Source organism: Streptosporangium album (assembly GCF_014203795.1).
Lineage (GTDB): Bacteria > Actinomycetota > Actinomycetes > Streptosporangiales > Streptosporangiaceae > Streptosporangium > Streptosporangium album.
Window position 1 is genome coordinate 21,161 of the sequence record NZ_JACHJU010000008.1, and the last position, 18,691, is coordinate 39,851.

Here is an 18,691-nt window from a genome sequence, read left to right on the forward strand (position 1 = left end):
GTGCTGGCCGTACTGCGTGGTTCCGCCGTCAACTCCGACGGGGCCTCCAACGGCCTGACCGCCCCCAGCGGCGCCTCCCAGAAGCGGGTGATCGGGCAGGCCCTGCGCAGCGCCGGCCTGACCCCGGCGGATGTGGACGTGGTCGAGGCGCACGGGACCGGCACCACCCTGGGCGATCCGATCGAGGCCCAGGCGGTGCTGGAGACGTACGGCCAGGACCGCGAGAGGCCGCTGCTGCTCGGGTCCATCAAGTCGAACATCGGTCACAGCCAGGCGGCCGCCGGTGTCGCGGGTGTGATCAAGATGGTGATGGCCATGCGGCAGGGGATCGTGCCGCGGACGTTGCACGCCGGCGAGCGCACGTCCCGGGTCGACTGGTCGGCCGGCGCCGTGGAACTGGTGACCTCGCCGGTGGAATGGCCCGAGAGCGGTCGTCTGCGCCGGGCGGGTGTGTCGTCGTTCGGGATCGGCGGCACCAACGCGCACGTGATCATCGAGGACGTCCCGGCCCCTGAACCAGGGACGGCATCCGGCATGGTACCGGCGGTTGTGCCGTGGGTGGTCTCCGCCAAGAGCGAGGCCGCGCTCGGCGCCCAGATCGAACGGCTGATGTCCTTCGAGACCGGGGCGGATCCGGCCGATCTCGGATACTCGCTGCTGACGGCTCGCTCGGTATTCGCCCACCGGGCCGTCCTGCTGGCCACCGGCGACGGCGTGGTCGAGGCCGCACGTGGTGTGGCCGGTCCGCCCGGCGCGCTGGCGGTGCTGTTCGCGGGACAGGGTGCGCAGCGGATCGGGATGGGCCGCGACCTCGCCGCCCGGTTCCCGGTCTTCGCCCACGCGCTCGACGACATTCTCACGCGGCTGCCCGAAGGCCTGAAGCAGGTGATGTACGGCGAGGATCCGGAGCTGTTGGACCGTACCGAGTTCGCCCAGCCGGCGCTCTTCGCGATCGAGGTCGCGCTCTTCCGCCTGATCGAGTCCTGGGGCGTGACGCCTGACCTGCTGCTGGGGCACTCGATCGGCGAGATCGCCGCCGCCCATGTGGCCGGTGTGCTCTCCCTGGCCGACGCCTGCACGCTGGTCGCGGCCCGTGGCCGCCTGATGCAGCGGCTGCCTGAGGGCGGGACGATGGTGTCCGTACAGGCCGGCGAGACTGAGGTCGAGCCGCTGCTGGAGAGCGGAGCCGTCATCGCCGCGGTGAACGGGCCGTCGTCCGTCGTGATCGCCGGGGACGAGGACGCCGTCCTTGAGACCACCGCGCGCTTCGCCAAGTCCACCCGCCTGCGCGTGAGCCACGCTTTCCACTCGCCGCTGATGGAACCGATGCTCGCGGAGTTCAGGGAGATCGTCGAGGGGCTGATCTTCCACGAGCCGAGGACGCCGATCATCTCCACCGTGACCGGCGAGCCGGTCGACGCCGCGTACCTGTGCTCGCCGCAGTACTGGGTGGACCATGTCGTGCGTCCGGTGCGGTTCGCCGCGGCGGTGCGCGCCGCCGGAGCCGAGCTGTTCCTGGAGCTCGGTCCCGACGGCGGGCTCTCGGCCCTCGTCCATCAGAATCTCTCGGACGTCGCCGCCTTCCCGATCCTGCGCAGGGACCGAGGCGAGGAAGAGACTGCGCTCACCGCTGTCGCCCGGCTGCACGTGCACGGCGTGCCGGTGCGCTGGCAGGAACTGGTCCCGGCCGCGCGCCGCGTGGACCTGCCGACCTACGCCTTCCAGAGGGAGCGGTACTGGCCCAAGCTCTCGCAGGTCGCGGGCGACGTCACCGCCGCCGGGCTGGACCGGCCGCGTCACCCGCTGCTCGGCGCGGCCACGGAGTTGCCCGACACCGGCGGATTCCTGTTCACCGGCATGGTCTCGACCGCCGCGCATCCCTGGCTGGCCGATCATGTGGTGGCCGGTCAGGTGCTGCTCCCCGGCACGGCCTTCGTCGAACTGGCGCTCGGGGCCGGTGACGAGGTCGGCTGCGGCCTGCTGGAGGAGCTCACGCTCACCTCCCCGCTCGTGCTGCCAGAGCGGGGAGGTGTCCAGGTGCGGGTGGCGCTCGGCGCCGACGCGGGCGGCAGCCGTACGGTCGGCGTGTACTCCCGTCCCGAGGGCGAGCCGGACGCGCCGTGGATCCAGCATGCCACCGGCGTGCTGTCGTCTGGTGTGCCGAGCGCCCAGGACGCCGGATGGTCCCACGCGGACGCCGTTCCGGTCGATCTCGACGGCTTCTACGAGCGGCGGGCGGAGGCGGGTTTCTCGTACGGCCCGGCGTTCCAGGGGGTGCGTGCCGCCTGGCGGACCGAGCGGGAGGTGTTCGCCGAGGTCGCCCTGCCGGAAGACGCCGACGCCGGCTCCTACGGTCTGCATCCCGCGCTGCTCGATGCCGCGCTGCAGGTGGCATCCCTGGCCGGGCTCGACGAGGCTGGGCTGCTGCCGTTCGCCTGGAGCGGGGTGTCCCTGCACGCGTCCGGCGCGTCGGCGCTCCGGGTCCGGATGAGCTTGGCTGGTCAGGACACGATCACGCTGGTCGTGGCCGATGCGGGGGGCGTGGTCGCCTCGGTGCGCTCCCTCGCCTTCCGTGCGCCCAGCCGTACGGCACGCGCCGGCGGCGGGCCGCTGCTGCGGCTGGACTGGCAGCCCGCGGCGGCATCCGGGGAGCCTGCGGCCAGGCGGTGGTCGGTGCTCGGCCCGGACGAGTGGGGTCTGGCCGCTGCCCTGCGCGAGGCGGGGCACGCGGTGGAGACCGGTTCCGCTGCGGAGGTGACGCTCGTGCCGATGGCGATCCCCGCCGGGAACGACGTTCCGCTCGCCGTACGGTCGGCGACCTCGACGGTGCTGGCCCGGCTGCAGGAGGCAGGAAGCGGCGAGCGCATCGTCTTCGTGACCTCAGGGGCGATGGACACCGCGCCCGACCCGGTCGCGGCGGCGGTCTGGGGCCTCGTGCGTTCGGCGCAGGTGGAGAACCCGGGGCGGTTCGTCCTGCTGGACCTCGACCCCGATCACCTCGACGGCCGGACGCTGGCCGCGGCGCTCGACTCCGCGGAGCCGCAACTGGCGGTGCGCGACGGTCTGCTCAAGGTGCCGCGACTGATCAGAGCCGACGCCCCCGCTGCGGATGACGTCGCGACGACCTGGAGTGCCGATGGCACCGTGCTGGTCACCGGCGGCCTGAGCGGCCTCGGCGCGCTCGTCGCCCGCCACCTCGTCACCGAACACGGTGTACGCCACCTGACCTTGGCCGGTCGTCGCGGCCCGGACACCGAGGGCGCCGCTGACCTGGTGGCGGATCTGACCGACCTGGGCGCCGAGGTCATGGCCGTCACCTGCGACGTGTCCGACCGTGACGCCCTGGCCCGGCTGATCGCCGCGATCCCACCGGAGCACCCCCTCACCGGCGTGGTCCACGCCGCCGGAGTGATCGACGACGCCCCGGCCGAGACCCTGCCCCCGGAACGGATGGAAGCCGTACTCCGTCCCAAGGTGGACGGTGCCTGGCACCTGCACGAACTTACCCGCGACCTCGGCCTGACCGCGTTCGTGGTGTTCTCCTCGGTCTCCGCGATCCTCGGCAGCGGCGGCCAGGCGAGCTACACCGCCGCGAACGCCTTCCTCGACGCTCTCGTACGGCAGCGCGCCGCCCAGGGTCTGCCGGGCATGTCCATCGCGTGGGGTCCCTGGGCGCAGGACACGGGGATGACCAGCGCCCTCACCGACACGGACCTGCGCCGAATGGCCAGGTTCGGCCTGCGACCGCTCTCCGCAGATCAGGGACTCGCCTGGTTCGATGCCGCCCTGGTGAGCCCGGAACCGGTGCTGGTGGCAGCCCGGGTGGACCGGGCAGCGCTGCGGGCACAGCGCCGGGTCCCGGCGGTGTTGCGCGCGCTCGTCCCCGCGCCCATGCGCCAGGCGGCCGCCCCCGCTCCCAGCGAGTTCTCGGGAGAGGAAGCGTCCACGCTGGTGCTCGCGCAGGTGGCGGCCGTTCTGGGGCATGCCTCCGCGAACGCGATCTCGCCGGACCTGACCTTTCAGGACCTCGGCCTCGACTCCCTCACCTCGGTGGAGCTGCGCAATCGGCTGATCGAGGCAACAGGACTGCGCCTGCCCGCCACACTGGTGTTCGATCACCCGACCCCGGCGGCGGTGGCCCGCTTCATCCACGGCCGGTTCGATGGCGTCGAGTCCGCGGCTCCCGTGCACGTCACGGCTCCTGTCACCGGAGACCCGATCGTCATCGTCGGCATGGCCTGCCGGTATCCGGGCGGCGTCACCTCACCGGAACAGCTCTGGGAGCTGGTCGCCGAGGGCAGGGACGCCATCTCCGGCTTCCCCGCCGACCGCGGTTGGGAACTCCAGGACACCTCGTTCGCACGCGCAGGCGGATTCCTGTACGACGCGGCCGAATTCGACGCGCAGTTCTTCGGCATCTCACCCCGCGAGGCCCTCGCGATCGACGCCCAGCAGCGGCTGCTGCTGGAGACCTCCTGGGAAGCCATCGAACGGGCGGGCATCGACCCGCTCTCCCTGAAGGGCAGCCCGACCGGTGTCTTCGCCGGGATGATGTACCACGACTACCCATCCACCGGGGACGTCGTCAACGGGACGACGGGCAGCATCACCTCCGGCCGTGTGTCGTACACGCTGGGCCTGGAGGGCCCGGCGGTGACCGTGGACACGGCGTGCTCGTCGTCGCTGGTGGCGCTGCATATGGCGGCCCAGGCGCTCCGCTCGGGGGAATGCTCGCTGGCGCTGGCGGGCGGTGTGACGGTGATGTCCACGCCGGACACCTTTGTCGGCTTCTCCCGCCAGGGCGGGCTGAGCTCTGACGGGCGATGCAAGGCGTTCTCCGACAGCGCCGACGGCGTGGGCTGGTCGGAGGGCGTGGGCGTGCTCGTGCTGGAACGGCTGTCCGGCGCTCGGCGCAATGGTCACCAGGTGCTCGCGGTGGTCCGTGGCTCCGCGATCAACCAGGACGGCGCGTCCAACGGCCTGACGGCGCCGAACGGTCCGTCGCAGCAGCGGGTGATCCATCAGGCGCTGGCCGGTGCGGGACTGTCCCATACGGATGTCGACGTGGTCGAGGCCCATGGGACGGGGACCACCCTGGGCGACCCGATCGAGGCCCAGGCGCTGCTCGCCACCTACGGTCAGGACCGTGATCGTCCCCTGCTTCTGGGGTCCATCAAGTCGAACATCGGTCACACGCAGGCCGCTGCCGGTGTGGCCGGTGTGATCAAGATGGTCATGGCGATGCGCGAGGGTGTGGTGCCGCGCACGTTGCACGTGGACGCGCCGTCGTCGCACGTGGACTGGACCGAAGGCGCTGTCGAACTGGTGACGTCGCCGGTGGAGTGGCCGGAGGGCGATCGTCCGCGCCGCGCGGGCGTGTCGTCGTTCGGGATCAGCGGCACCAACGCCCACGTGATCATCGAGCAGGGGCCGTCGGTTGCCGCGGCTGAGGCCCCCGCGGGCGGGCCCGTCCCGTGGGTCGTGTCCGGCCGTACGGCAGGCGCGTTGCGAGCGCAGGCGGCGCGGTTGCTGTCGCACGTCGAGAGCTCGCCCGGCGTGGGATTGGCCGAGGTGGGACTGTCGCTGGCGACTGCTCGCTCGGCATTCGAACACCGCGCGGCCGTGGTGGGTGCTGATCGTGCGGAGATGGTGCTGGGGCTGGTCGCGCTGGCTGAGGACGGGCCGGCCGCGGGTGTGGTGACCGGATCGGCGGGAGGTCCGGCGAAGCTCGCGTTCCTGTTCACGGGCCAGGGGAGCCAGCGCGCGGGGATGGGCCGGGAGCTGTACGACCGCTTCCCGGTGTTCGCGGAGGCGATGGACGAGGTGAGTGCCGAGCTCGGCGCGTCGTTGTTCACCGAAACAGAGTTGCTGGATCAGACGGGGTGGGCGCAGCCGGCGTTGTTCGCGTTGGAGACGGCGCTGTTCCGGCTCGTCGAATCGTGGGGCGTGCGTCCGGATGTTCTGGCCGGGCACTCGATCGGGGAGATCACGGCAGCGCATGTGGCCGGGGTGCTGTCCCTGAAGGACGCGTGCACGTTGGTGGCGGCCCGGGCCCGGTTGATGCAGGCCCTTCCCCCTGGTGGGGCGATGGTGGCGGTGCAGGCCGGCGAGGAGGAGGTCGCCGGTCTGCTTTCCGGGCGTGAGGTGTCGGTCGCCGCGGTGAACGGCCCGGCCTCGACGGTGATCTCCGGGGTGGAGGACGCGGTGGTCGAGGTGGCCGCCGTTCTGGAGTCCCGCGGCGTACAGACCCGCCGGTTGCGGGTGTCGCACGCCTTCCACTCGCCGTTGATGGACCCGATGCTGAACGACTTCCGTGCCGTTGCGGAGACGCTGACCTACCACCCGCCGCGGATCCCGATCGTGTCCACGCTGACCGGGCAGGTGGCCTCCGCGGAGGAGCTGTGCTCGCCGGACTACTGGGGGGACCAGGCCCGCCAGGCCGTACGGTTCGCCGACGCCGTTCGCGCCCTGCATGGTCTGGGCGTGCGGGCCTACCTGGAGCTCGGCCCCGATGGGGTGCTCACCGCGATGGCCGGAGACACGCTCGCCGACCCGGGCGCTTATGCGGTTCCGGCGCTGCGCAAGGGCCAGGACGAGCAGAAGACGATCATGACGGCGCTGGCCGGGCTGCACGTCCATGGGGTCCGGCTCGACTGGCATCCGGTGTTCCCCAGCACCAGGAAGGTGGAGTTGCCCACGTACGCCTTCCAGAAGGAGCGCTTCTGGCCGAGCGCCCGGCGCGGCGGGGACGCACGTGGGTTGGGGCTGGGATCGGTGCTCCACCCGCTACTCGGGGCAGTGGTGGCGTCGCCGGAGTCCGGTGGGGTGGTGCTGACCGGCCGGTTGTCGGCGTCGGCCCACCCGTGGATCGCCGATCACCGGATTCTGGGCCGGGTGCTGCTGCCCGGAACCGGGTTCGTCGAGCTGGTCGTCCGCGCGGGTGACGAGGTCGGCTGCGCGGTGGTCGAGGAACTGGCATTGCAGGCACCGCTGACCTTGCCCGACTCCGGTGGGGTTCAGGTCCAAGTGGTGGTCGACGGCGCCGACGAGTCCGGCAGGCGCGCGGTGCGCGTGTACTCGCGGGCGGACGAGCACGACGGCGGCGAATGGACGCTGCACGCGCAGGGTGTGCTCGTGGAGCGGGCGGCGGAGCCAGGCTTCGACCTCGTGCAGTGGCCGCCGGTGGGCGCGACCGAGCTCGACCTCGCGGGCGCCTACGAGCGGCTGGTCGAGGTCGGTTACGGCTATGGACCCGCGTTCCGGGCCTTGCGTACGGCATGGCGCCGGGGAGAAGAGCTGTACGCCGAGGTCGTTCTGGATGAGCGGGCGGCTGCCGAGGCTGGACGGTTCGGGATGCACCCTGCCCTCTTGGACGCGGCGATGCACGTGTCGCTGTTCGACCCCTCCGGCGTTGCCGGTGGCGGGCGGGCGGTGCTGCCGTTCGTGTGGCGGCAGGTGGCCTTGCACGCGGCGGGTGCCTCGACGGTGCGCGTGCGGGTGCGGCATACAGGTGAGTACACGTTGACCTTGAACGTGGCCGATGAGAACGGGCGTCCGGTGCTGTCGGCCGGGTCGATGGTGGGGCGTCCGGTGTCGGCGGAGCAGTTGGGCGGAGCGGGCGAGCGGTCCCTGTTCCGGGTGACGTGGAACCCGATCGAGCTGCCCGCTGCTGCCGACGAGGCCGGACCGGCTGAGCTGCTGGACTGCTCGGAGCGGCCCGCCGGTGACGTGCCGGACGTAGTGCGTTCCGTGGCCGGTGACGTACTGGAAGCGCTGCAGAGGTGGTTGGAGAGCTCGGCTTTGGGGCCCTTGGTGGTGGTGACCAGGGGTGCGGTGGCGGTTGGTCAGGGCGAGGGCGCCGATGTGGCGATCGCGCCGGTGTGGGGGTTGGTGCGCGCGGCGCAGGCCGAGCATCCGGGCCGGTTCGTGCTTCTGGACCTGGAGGAGGGACAGGACAGGGACGCGGCGGTGCGTACGGCCGTGGCAAGCGGTGAGCCGGAGCTCGCGGTGCGATCGGGGGCGTTCCTGGTGCCGCGGCTCGTCAGGATGGCCCAGCCCCGGGTCGGCGGTTCCGCCGCTGAGCCGTACCTGGACTCGACCGGGCAGCCTGGCGGCTTCATCGGGGCGGCCGCAGTGCCGTACATCGGCTCACCGGAGGTGGCCGGGGGAACGGTGCTCGTGACGGGCGGTACCGGCGGGTTGGGGGCGTTGCTGGCTCGTCGCCTGGTGACCGATCACGGCGTGCGGTCGCTGCTGCTGGTGAGCCGGCGGGGACCGGCGGCCAAGGGGGCCAAGCGGCTGGTGGAGGAGCTGACCGCCCTCGGGGCCGAGGTCCGGGTGGTGGCCTGCGACGTCGCCGATCGGGAGTCACTGGCGCAGGTCGTGGGATCGGCGCCGCTGGTGGGCGTCGTCCATGCGGCGGGCGTGGCGGACAACGCGATGGTGGAGTCGTTGTCTCCGGAACGGCTGGACGCGGTGCTGCGGCCGAAGGCGGACGCGGCATGGCACCTGCACGAGCTGACGCGAGATCTGCCGCTGGCGATGTTCGTCCTGGTGTCGTCGGCGGGTGGCCTGGTGCTGGCGGCGGGCCAGGGCAACTACGCGGCGGCCAATGTGTTCCTGGACGCGCTGGCGGCCCATCGGCGGTCGTGCGGGCTGGTGGCGACGTCGCTGGCCTACGGGCTGTGGGATGTGGCCACCGGGATGAGCGCGGAGTTGTCCGATGCCGACCGTGATCGGCTGGCCCGGCTAGGACTGCCTGCGTTGTCCGCGGACGAGGGGAGGCGGCTGTTCGATCTGAGCCTGCGTGCGGACGAAGCGATGACGGTGCCGCTGCGGGTAGACGTTGAGGTACTGCGGAGCCGCGGCGAGCAGGTGCCTGCGTTGCTGCGAGGGCTGGTGCCCACGGCCAGGCGGGCGGTGCGCGCGGTCGCCGGCGGCGGCGATGAGGGTGGGTTCAGGCGGCGAGTGACCGGTCTGGACGAGGCCGAGCGCCATCGGGTGCTGGACGAGCTGGTACGACGGCATGTGGCGGCGGTGCTGGGGCACGCGTCCTTGGACGCGGTCGGTCCCGATCAGGCCTTCAGCAAGATGGGACTGGACTCACTGGCCGCGGTGGAACTCCGCAACCAACTGGCCGCCGCGACCGGGTTGTCGTTGCCGGCCACGATGGTCTTCGACTACCCGACGTCACGCAGCGTCGCGGATCTCCTGGCCGCTGAGCTCTCCGGGGCGGTGGAGTCCGAGCCGGTGGCGGAGCTGCCGGTGATGCGGTCGGTGGCGGATGATCCGGTCGTGATCGTGGGGATGGCGTGCCGGTATCCGGGTGGGGTGGTTTGTCCGGAGGATCTGTGGCGGTTGGTGATGGAGGGGACTGATGCGATCAGTGGGTTCCCGGTGAATCGGGGGTGGGATCTGGAGGGGATCTATGATCCGGATCCTGGTCGGGTGGGGACGTCGTATACGCGTCATGGTGGGTTTTTGCATGAGGCGGATGAGTTCGATGCGGGGTTCTTCGGGATTTCGCCGCGTGAGGCTTTGGCGGTTGATCCGCAGCAGCGGTTGTTGCTTGAGGTGTCGTGGGAGGCGGTGGAGCGGGCGGGGATCGAGCCGGGGTCGTTGCGCGGTAGCCGTACTGGCGTGTTCACCGGGGTGATGTACAACGACTACGGCCTGGCCTTGGGCAACGCGGCCGGTCGGCTGCACCAGGTCGCCGTCGGCGAGGTCGTCGAGGGGCTCGGCCAGCGTGACGCCGTCGAAGGCTACGAAGGCACCGGCACCGCACCGAGCGTGGCCTCCGGCCGGGTGTCGTACACGCTGGGGCTGGAGGGTCCGGCGGTGACCGTGGACACCGCGTGCTCGTCGTCGCTGGTGGCGCTGCATCTGGCGGCGCAGGCGCTGCGCTCCGGAGACTGCTCGCTGGCGCTGGCGGGCGGAGCGACCGTGATGTCCACGCCGAACACCTTCATCGGATTCGCGCGCCAGCGCGGGCTGTCCGTCGACGGCCGGTGCAAGTCGTTCTCCGACAGCGCCGACGGCGTGGGCTGGGCGGAGGGCGTCGGCGTGCTCGTCCTGGAACGGCTGTCGGACGCCCGGCGCAACGGCCACCAGGTGCTGGCCGTGCTGCGCGGCTCGGCGGTGAATCAGGACGGCGCGTCCAACGGCCTGACGGCGCCGAACGGTCCGTCGCAGCAGCGGGTGATCCGTCAGGCGCTGGCCGGCGCGGGGCTGTCGGCCTCGGACGTCGATGTGGTCGAGGCACACGGGACGGGGACCCGGCTGGGCGATCCGATCGAGGCGCGTGCCCTGATGTCCACGTACGGCCAGAGCCGTACCGGTGATCAGCCGTTGCTTCTCGGCTCCGTGAAGTCGAACATCGGTCACACGCAGGCCGCTGCCGGTGTGGCCGGTGTGATCAAGATGGTCATGGCGATGCGCGAGGGTGTGGTGCCGCGCACGTTGCACGTGGACGCGCCGTCGTCGCACGTGGACTGGACCGAAGGCGCCGTCGAACTGGTGACGTCGCCGGTGGAGTGGCCGGAGGGCGATCGTCCGCGCCGCGCGGGCGTGTCGTCGTTCGGGATCAGCGGCACCAACGCCCACGTGATCATCGAGCAGGGGCCGGTGGTCGCCGAAAGCAGGGTCGACGCCCGCGCGGAGGTGACTCGGGGCGTGGAGGCCGCCTCGGGTGCCGGGATTGCACCGGATGCGACCCTGGGGTCGCTGCCGGTGGTGGTGTCGGGTCGGACTGAGCAGGCGTTGCGGGCGCAGGCCGGGCGGCTGGCGTCCTTCGTGGGCGGCGAGTCGGGCGTGGGGCCGGCCGACGTCGCGTTCACGCTGGTGACGGCTCGATCGGCGTTCGAGCACCGGGCGGTGGTGGTCGCCGAGGACCGCGACGGTCTGCTGGGCGGGCTGAGAGCCCTGGCCGAGGATCGCCCCGGTGCCGGCGTGGTGCGCGGAGTGGCCGGCTCGGAGCCTCGGCTCGCGGTGCTGTTCACCGGTCAGGGAAGTCAGCGGGCGGGAATGGGCCGCGAACTGTATGACCGCTTCCCGGTGTTCGCGCAGGCGTTGGACGAGGTGCTGGCCGAGTTCGACCCGTCGCTGCGGGAGGTGCTGTTCTCCGGGGCCGAACTGCTCGACCAGACCGGATGGGCGCAGCCGGCGCTCTTCGCCCTGGAGACGGCGCTGTTCAGGCTCGTCGAGGCGTGGGGTGTACGGCCGGGCGTGCTGGCGGGCCACTCGATCGGGGAGATCGCCGCGGCGCATGTGGCCGGAGTGTTGTCGTTGAAGGACGCGTGCACACTGGTGGCGGCGAGGGCGCGGTTGATGCAGGCGCTTCCCGCCGGTGGGGCGATGGTGGCGGTGCGGGCGTCCGAGGAGGAGGTCGCCGGACTGCTTTCCGAGGTGTCGATTGCTGCGGTGAACGGCCCGTCGTCCACCGTGATCGCCGGTGTTGAGAAGGCGGTGCTGGAGGCAGCTGCTGCTCTGGAGGCGCGGGGATTCAGAACACATCAGCTTCGGGTGTCGCATGCGTTCCATTCGCCGTTGATGGACCCGATGCTGGACGATTTCCGTGCCGTGGCCAGGAATCTCACCTACAACGCTCCGCGTATTCCGATCGTGTCCACGCTGACCGGGGAGCTGGCCACGGCTGAGCAGGTGTGCTCGCCTGACTACTGGGTGGACCAGGTTCGCCGGGCCGTACGGTTCGATGACGGTGTTCGTGCGCTGCACGCGCAGGGTGTGCGGGCCTATCTGGAGCTGGGGCCCGACGGGGTTCTCACGGCGATGGCCCGGGAAACCCTCGGCGCACTCGGCGACCAGGACGCGGTGCTGGTGCCGGTGCTGCGCAGGGACCGCGATGAGCAGCACACCGCGATGTCGGCGCTGGCCGAACTGCATGTCCATGGAGTGCGGCTCGATTGGCGTGCGGTGGTGCCGAGTGAGCGACCTGTGGAACTGCCCACGTACGCCTTCCAACGTCAGCGCTACTGGCCCGATGGCGCCGGCTCACGAGCGGGGGACGTGACGGCTGCGGGGTTGGCGGCTGCGGGCCATCCCCTACTCGGGGCTGCTGTTGGGCTGGCGGGGTTGGACAGCGTGCTACTGACCGGCCGGATCTCCTTCTCGTCGCATCCGTGGCTGGCAGATCACATGGTCGGCGGCACGGTGATCTTCCCCGGCACCGGGTTCCTGGAGTTGGCGATCCGAGCGGGTGATCAGGTCGGCTGTGACGTCGTCGAGGAGTTGACCTTGACGACCCCGCTGGTGCTGGGTGAGCGGGATGCGGTGGCCGTGCAGGTGTGGGTGGCGGCGCCGGATGAGTCGGGTCGTCGTGATCTGGGTGTCTACGGACGAGCGGCCGAGGCCGGCGACGAGGTGCCGTGGGTACGGTATGCCACCGGTGTGCTGGCGGTGGACGGCCAGGCCGGGAAGCGGTTCGACGCCGGAGCATGGCCGCCGCCGGGTGCGTCCGTGATCGACGTGGCTGGGATTTACGAGCGGCTGGCCGAAGAGGGGTTCCACTACGGGCCGGTGTTCCAGGGGCTGCGGGCGGCCTGGCGGGGTGCCGACGGTGAGGTGTTCGCCGAGGTCGTGCTGCCCGAGCAGGTTGCTGATGCGGCGATGTTCGGCGTGCATCCGGCACTGCTGGACGCGGTCCTGCACGTGCTGCCGTTCGCCGGGCTGGGGGGTTGGGGCCTGGATGGTGCGGGGGGTGGCCGGTTGCCGTTCTCGTGGGGTGGGGTGTGTCTGCGGGCGAGCGGGGCGTCCGTATTGCGGGTGCGGCTGGCCGGGACGGGTGTCGATTCGGTCGCGTTGACGGCGGTGGATGCCGCTGGTGAGCCGGTGTTGTCGGTGGGGTCGTTGGTGTTGCGTCCGTTCTCGCCGGACCAGCTCGCCGCTGCGGGTGGTCGGGTGTCGGAGCGGGATGGGCTGTTCCGGCTGGAGTGGAGCACGCTCGCCGACCTGCCTGCGGCGGATGTGACGGTGGCCGGTCTGGAGGGGCTGGGGCCGGATCTTGTGGAGGCGTGGCCGGTCGAGGTTCATCCGGATCTGTCGGCGCTGGCCTCGGCCGGGCCGGTTCCCGGTGCTGTGCTGGCCGGGGTGGCCGGGCAGGGGATGGATGCGGTGGCAGGTGCGCACGAGGTGGCCGCTTCGGCGCTCGGTCTGTTGCAGGAGTGGCTGGCCGATGAGCGGTTTGCGGCTTCGCGGCTGGTGTTCGTGACGCGCGGTGCGGTGGCGGCGGGCGAGGGTGAGGCGGTGGCGGATCTGGCCGCTGCGGCGGTGTGGGGGCTGGTGCGGTCGGCGCAGTCGGAGAATCCGGGCCGGTTCGTGCTTCTGGATGTGGGTTCGGGCGCGGGGCCGGCTGTGCTGGATGGGGGCGCGGGTCTGGGGCTGGAGACGCTGGCTGGGGTTCTGGCTTCGGGTGAGCCGCAGGTGGCGGTGCGGGCTGGGCAGGTTCGGGTGTTGCGGTTGGCGGTGCTGGGGTCGGGGGCGGGGTTGTTGCCGCCGTCGGGTGGGGTGGCGTGGCGGTTGGGCAGTCGGGCCAAGGGGAGTCTGGATGCGCTGGAGCTGCTGGAGTTCCCGCAGGCCGCTGCTCCGCTGACTGCTGGGCAGGTGCGGATTGAGGTCCATGCCGCGGGGGTGAACTTCCGGGATCTGCTGGATGGGCTGAATGCGCTGGGCTGGTTCCAGGACAAGGTCGGCTTGATGGGCGGCGAGGCGGCCGGGGTGGTCCTGGAGGTGGGTCCCGAGGTCGAGGACTTGGTGCCTGGGGATCGCGTGGTCGGACTGGTCGATGGGGGGTTCGGGCCTCTTGCGGTGACTGGCTCCAGCGTTCTGGCCAAGATCCCCGACGGGATGTCGTTTGAGGAGGCGGCGACGATCCCGGTGGTGTTCCTGACGGTCTTCTACGGGTTGATGGATCTGGCCGGGTTGCGGGCTGGTGAGTCGTTGCTGGTGCATGCCGGCACGGGCGGTGCGGGGATGGCGGCGATCCAACTGGCGCAGCGGCTGGGTGTGGAGGTGTTCGCCACGGCGAGTCCGGCCAAGTGGGACGTGCTGCGGTCGCTGGGTATCCCGGACGATCACATCGCCTCCTCGCGGGATCTGGACTTCGAGGAGAAGTTCCGCCGGGAGCGGGGGATCGACGTGGTCCTCAATTCGTTGACCGGGGATTTCGTCGATGCCTCGGCGCGGTTGTTGCGTCCGGGGGGCCGGTTCGTCGAGATGGGCAAGCTCGATATCCGTGACGCGGACCGGTTCCCGGGGTTGGTTTATCGCTGGTTCGATGTGCTGGATGCGGGCACCGATCGGCTGCGCGAGATCCTGATCGAGCTGATGGGGTTGTTCGCGGCTGGTGAGTTGCGGCCGTTGCCGGTGACGGCGTGGGACGTGCGACGCGGCCGGGAGGCGTTCCGGTTCATGAGTCAGGCCAGGCATACGGGCAAGATCGTGTTGACGATGCCGCGCCGGTGGGATCCGGATGGGACGGTGCTGATCACCGGCGGCACGGGTGGTCTGGGTGCTGAGGTGGCTCGGCACGTGGTGGCCGAGCACGGGGTGCGGCATCTGCTGCTGACCAGCCGGCGGGGACTCGACGCTCCTGGAGCGGCGGAGCTGCAGGCCGAGCTGATCGCTCACGGCGCAGACGTCGAGATCGCCGCCTGCGACATGGCCGACCGAGACCAGGTGGCGGCGCTGCTGTCCGGGCGTGCGCTGACCGTGGTGATTCACGCGGCGGGTGTGCTGGATGACGGCACGATCGCCTCACTGACACCGGAACGGCTGGACACCGTCCTGAGGCCGAAGGTCGATGCCGTCTGGCACCTGCACGAACTCACCCAGGGCATGGACCTCGCCGCGTTCGTGCTGTTCTCGTCAGTGGCGGGCACTTTCGGCGGGCCGGGACAGGGCAACTACGCGGCGGCAAACGCCTTCCTGGACGCGCTGGCCGAGCACCGGCGTGCGCTGGGCCTGGCCGGAGTGTCGGTTGCGTGGGGCGCCTGGGCGCAGGGTGCGGGAATGATGGGCACGCTGGGCCAGGCCGACATGCGGCGCATGGAACGTTCGGGGATCTCAGCTCTGACGATCGAGCAGGGTCTGGCGCTGTTCGACGTGGTTGCTTCGGTGGATGGGGCGATCGTGGTGGCGGCCCGGCTGGACGCGGCGGCAGTGGCGCGGGCCGGTGGCGAAGTGCCGCATCTGCTGCGTGGCCTGGTACGGGGAGCCCGCCGGTCGGCGGCCTCGGCCTTGACACCGGCCGGAGGTGAGACGCTGGGCGGGCGGCTGGCCGGTCTGAGCCGGGCGGATCGGATCCGACTGGTGGCGGATCTGGTCCGCGGGCAGGTGGCCGCGGTGCTGGGGCATGCCTCACCGGAGATGGTGGAGATGCGGCGTGAGTTCCGCGATCTGGGCTTCGACTCGCTCACCGCGGTGGAACTGCGCAACCGGCTGAGCACGGTGACGGCGTTACGGCTTCCGGCCACGCTCGTGTTCGACTACCCGACCCCGACGGTGCTGGCGGACTTCCTGCTGGGCGAATTGGTCAGTGAGCAGGCCGACGCGGTCGCGCTGCCGCCTGAGGTACGTCTGGTGGAGGATGATCCGGTCGTGATCGTCTCGATGGCGTGTCGCTTCCCGGGCGGGGTCGACTCTCCCGAAGACCTGTGGCGTCTGGTGGCCGAGGGCGGGGACGCGATCGGGGGGTTCCCGACGACGCGCGGCTGGGACCTGGGGGCCGTCTACGACCCGGATCGGGAGAGTCGGGGGACCTCGTATGTGCGTGAGGGTGGGTTCCTGCATGGGGCGGGGGAGTTCGATCCGGGGTTCTTCGGGATCTCGCCGCGTGAGGCGTTGGCGATGGATCCGCAGCAGCGGCTTCTTCTGGAGGTGTCGTGGGAGGCGTTGGAGCGGGCGGGGATCGATCCGGTGTCGCTGCGCGGTAGTCGTACCGGGGTGTTCGCTGGGGTTATCTATCACGATTACGGGCCGAGTGTGGAGTTCCCGCTGGATGTGCGGGGTTTCGTGACGACCGGGACCGCCGGGAGTGTCGCGACGGGGCGGATCGCCTACGCGTTGGGGTTGGAGGGCCCGGCGGTGACGGTGGACACGGCGTGTTCGTCGTCGCTGGTGGCGTTGCATCTGGCGGTGCAGGCGTTGCGGGGTGGGGAGTGTTCGCTGGCGTTGGCGGGTGGGGTGACGGTGATGGCGACGCCGGGGATGTTCATCGATTTCAGTGCTCAGGGTGGGTTGGCGGGTGATGGGCGGTGTAAGGCGTTCGCTGAGGGGGCGGATGGGACGAGCTGGTCGGAGGGGATCGGCCTGCTGGTGTTGGAGCGGTTGTCGGACGCGCGCCGTAACGGCCACAACGTTTTGGCGTTGGTGCGGGGGTCGGCGGTCAATCAGGATGGCGCGTCGAACGGGTTGACGGCGCCGAATGGTCCGTCGCAGCAGCGGGTGATCCGGCAGGCGTTGGCCGCTGCGGGGTTGACGTCCGCTGGTGTGGATGTGGTGGAGGCGCACGGTACGGGTACGAGGTTGGGTGATCCGATCGAGGCTCAGGCGTTGCTGGCGACCTATGGTCAGGATCGGGAGCGGCCCGTGCTGCTGGGGTCGGTCAAGTCGAACATCGGTCACACGCAGGCAGCTGCCGGCGTGGCGGGTGTGATCAAGATGGTCATGGCGATGCGGCACGGGCTGCTGCCCAGGACGCTTCATGTGGATGCGCCGTCTTCGCACGTGGACTGGACGGTTGGCGCGGTCGAGTTGCTGACCGAGGCCAAGCCGTGGCCGCAGGTCGATCGGCCGTGGCGGGCGGGCGTGTCGTCGTTCGGCTTCAGTGGCACCAACGCCCACATGATCATCGAACAAGGTCAGGTACTCGCGGAGAAGCCAGACGCAGGCATAGCCCAGGACGGGGCGATGGCGTCGGATGCCGCGATGGTTCCCGTGCTGGTGTCGGGCAGATCGGCTGAGGCGTTGCGGGCACAGGCTGGGCGTTTGGCCTCCTCCCTGGATGGCGAGCATGGTCTGGGGCTGGCCGATACGGCGTTCTCGCTGGCCACGACGCGCTCGGCGTTCGAGCACCGGGCGGTGGTGGTCGCCGGGGATCGCGAAAGTGTGCTGGCTGGGCTGAATGCGCTCGCCGACGATCAGCCCAGTGGCGACGTGGTGCGTGGGGTGGCGAGCGCGGAGCCGCAGCTTGCCTTCCTGTTCACCGGCCAGGGGAGTCAGCGGGCGGGAATGGGGCGGGAGCTGTACGAGCGGTTCCCGGTGTTCGCGCAGGCGCTGGACACGGTGCTCTTCGAGCTGGACCCGCTGCTGGAAGGGGCGGCGCGGGAGGTGCTGTTCGCCGAGCCGGGCAGTGACGCCGCAGGACTGCTCGACCAGACATGGTGGGCGCAACCCACGTTGTTCGCGCTGGAGACTGCGCTGTTCCGGCTGGTGGAGTCGTGGGGCATCAAGCCTGACTATTTGGCAGGCCACTCGATCGGGGAGATCACGGCGGCTCACGTGGCCGGGGTTCTGTCCCTCAAGGACGCGTGCACCCTTGTCGCAGCACGGGCCCGGTTGATGCAGGCGCTTCCCCCCGGGGGGGCGATGGTCGCGGTGCAGGCGGCTGAGAAGGAGGTCGCCGACCTGCTCGCCGGGGGTGAAGTCTCGCTCGCCGCGGTGAACGGCCCGGCCTCCACGGTGATTTCCGGGGCGGAGGAAGCGGTGGTCGAGCTGGCCGCCATATTGGAGTCCCGTGACGTACGGACGCGGCGGTTGCGGGTGTCCCATGCCTTCCACTCATCCCTGATGGACCCGATGCTGGAGGACTTCCGCGCGGTCGCCGAGACGCTCACCTACCACCCCCCGCGGATCCCGATCGTGTCCACCCTGACCGGGGAACTGGCCACGGCCGAGCAGGTGTGTTCGCCGGGCTACTGGGTGGATCAGGTCCGCCAGGCTGTACGGTTCGACGACGGTGTTCGTGCGCTGCACGCGCAGGGTGTGCGGGCGTATCTGGAGCTCGGTCCCGACGGCGTGCTCACAGCGATGGCCCAGGAAACGTTCACCGACGCGGTGCTGGTGCCGGTGCTCCGCAGGGATCGCGGTGAGCAGCACGCGGTCCTGTCGGCGCTGGCCGAGCTGCATGTGCATGGTGTACGGCTCGACTGGCAGGCCGTGTTCCCCGGCGCCCGCCGAGTGGAACTGCCCACGTATGCCTTCCAGCGGCGGTGGTTCTGGCCGGGTCCCGCAGGAGCGGGGGACGCCCGGGGGCTGGGTTTGACCGCTGCGAGCCATCCGCTGCTGGGCGCCGCCGTGGGGCTGGCCGACTCCGATGAGGCGTTGCTGACCGGCCGGATCTCCTTGGGATCGCACCCATGGCTGGCTGATCACGCGGTGGGTGGTGCCGTGGTGTTCCCCGGGACGGGGTTCCTGGAGCTGGCGATCCGGGCGGGTGACCAGGTCGGGTGTGACGTGGTCGAGGAGCTGACCTTGACCGCGCCGCTGGTGCTGGGCAGAGACGAGGCTGTCACGGTTCAGGTGCGGGTGGGACCCGCTGACGAGTCGGGTCGCAGGGAACTGAGTGTTCATGCCAGGGCCGCTGAGGCGGGCGATCGTGATGGGTGGGTACTGCATGCCAGTGGTGTGCTGGCGAGCGGCGCGGGACACGATCAGGTACTCGGTGGCGCGGAGGTGT

1 protein-coding gene (only partly in view) is annotated in these 18,691 nt (G+C 70.9%); it reads left to right on the top strand.

The window, feature by feature from the left end:
- On the top strand, positions 1 to 18,691 hold the 5' portion of the coding sequence (locus tag FHR32_RS45625) for an SDR family NAD(P)-dependent oxidoreductase (protein WP_312882950.1). Its footprint extends 12,539 nt past the window's final position; 18,691 of the gene's 31,230 nt are visible here — the first part of the coding sequence; its start codon is at positions 1 to 3; its stop codon lies beyond the right edge, outside the window.